This window comes from Carnobacterium sp. (genome assembly GCF_032094055.1).
GTDB lineage: Bacteria > Bacillota > Bacilli > Lactobacillales > Carnobacteriaceae > Carnobacterium_A.
In genome coordinates this window covers 4,613-6,421 of record NZ_DAMDAK010000090.1, presented here as the reverse complement: position 1 = coordinate 6,421, position 1,809 = coordinate 4,613, and the positions used below count along the sequence as shown (strand labels likewise).

Sequence of the window (1,809 nt, the reverse complement as noted above, 5' to 3'; positions counted from 1 at the left end):
AAAAAAATGGGACGCGCAATCAAAGCAAGCAACGTTAAAAAACGCCGTGTTGAACGCCGTACACAAGCGAATGCAATTAAGAAAGCAAATAAAAAAAAATAACATAAGAAAACCAGTAAACGAAAAATTTCGTTTACTGGTTTTTTTGTTCATTAGGCAAAGACTACTTAGGCAGTTTTCTAATCGCCAAATAATAAAAATACAAGGTTATAACCATTTTGACTTCCAATTGAAGATAAGGAGTTAAGTTGAAACTGTTGAGTACTGCAAAGAAGAAAGTCGGTAAAGTTGAAGCTGCTAGTACAATTTTCCAATTATCACCAAAACGTAAAGGCCGCCGACTCACTGCTGCAATAAGATTAGCAAAAACCGTGTACAGTAAATTGTATACCACAACAAGGACTAAACTGATCAACCAAATCAGAATGAATGAAAAGATAAACACAAAACGATTTGTTGTTTGTGTTCCGGTCACCAAATCAGTAAAGAACTGATCTGTAATACCATTCATGTTTGAATAAGGAATTTCAATAGGATAACCAGGGGCATTCAAGTAAAAGCGATCTTTAAGTAAAGCAACACCAATCGTTGTACCAATAGTATTATTGTTTACATCTGCAACAGTTTGTTTGCCAGTAGGATCAAAAGTAAAAATAATAGAATCTGTTTGGTAAATAAAACTTTCTACAGACTCATCGGTAACGAGTTGATTTTGTTCAATTTTAAAGGCTGGCAGATGTTCATCAATTGTTTGTCCATCGTGCTTGATGTCTTTTAGAATCTGATTTCCTTGGATCCAGGTAGGAATGGCTGTTATGAAAGCTAAAAGTAAGAGATAAAGAAAAACATTTCTCTTTTTTAGACTACGTGCGGTGGCTAACTGTTCTGGATGAATAAAAGCTGTTTTTATCAAATTTAAAAAATAAATATTGACCCTCTCCTAACCTTATTATAAAAGACGTTCTTTATTATTGTAGTCTTTTATAGTATTAAACTCAATATCAATAAGGAATTCTTCACAAAAATCTTAGAAAAGAAAAGTGTTGTATCAAAAATAAAGGCAAAGGCTTTGAATTTTTATATGAAAGGTGTTACATTTAAAGGGTAGCAAAGGAATCGCAAAAAAAATAGATATACGGAGGAATTTAATTATGGCTTATGAATTACCGGAATTACCTTATGCATATGATGCGTTAGCACCTTCTATTGATGAAGAAACGATGCATTTGCACCATGACAAACATCACAACACTTATGTGACGAATTTAAATAAGGCGATTGAAAAACATCCTGAATTAGGAGAAAAATCAATTGAAGAATTGGTTTCTGATTTGACAGCAGTTCCTGAAGAAATTCGCACAGCAGTACGTAATAATGGTGGTGGACATGCAAACCACAGCTTTTTCTGGAAAATTCTTTCTCCAACAGGCGGCGGCGAACCAACTGGTGAATTGAAAGAAGCAATCGAATCTACTTTTGGCAGCTTAGACAAATTTAAAGAAGAATTTGCAGCAGCAGCAGCTGGCCGTTTTGGATCTGGTTGGGCATGGTTAGTAGTAGACGGCGGAAAATTAGCCATCACTTCAACACCAAACCAAGATTCTCCATTATCTGAAGGCAAAACACCAGTTTTAGGATTAGATGTATGGGAACATGCTTACTACCTGAACTACAAAAACGTTCGTGCTGACTACATCAAAGCATTCTGGAACTTAGTAAACTGGGAAGAAGCAGCAAAAAATTACGCAGCAGCAAAATAAAAGCAACTGAATGAAATAAAGCAAGACAAAATGAAGCAGACGGATAGCC

Annotated in this window: 2 protein-coding genes; one reads left to right on the top strand and one right to left on the bottom strand. The window is 35.2% G+C overall.

Annotated elements, in window-relative coordinates:
- Positions 1–163: 163 nt before the first annotated feature.
- Entirely contained in the window at positions 164–913 is a 750-nt protein-coding gene (locus RT405_RS11560; RefSeq protein WP_313469827.1) for a DUF1189 domain-containing protein, read from the bottom strand.
- Positions 914–1,151: 238 nt separating this feature from the next.
- Here RT405_RS11560 and RT405_RS11555 point away from each other — a divergent pair, with 238 nt between their 5' ends.
- Entirely contained in the window at positions 1,152–1,760 is a 609-nt protein-coding gene (locus tag RT405_RS11555; RefSeq protein ID WP_192988110.1) for a superoxide dismutase, read from the top strand.
- Positions 1,761–1,809 lie beyond the last annotated feature (49 nt).

Coding starts and splice junctions, on each gene's coding strand:
- RT405_RS11555 (WP_192988110.1), top strand. CDS start 1,152: ATGGCTTATGAATTACCGGAATTACCTTATGCATATGATGCGTTAGCA.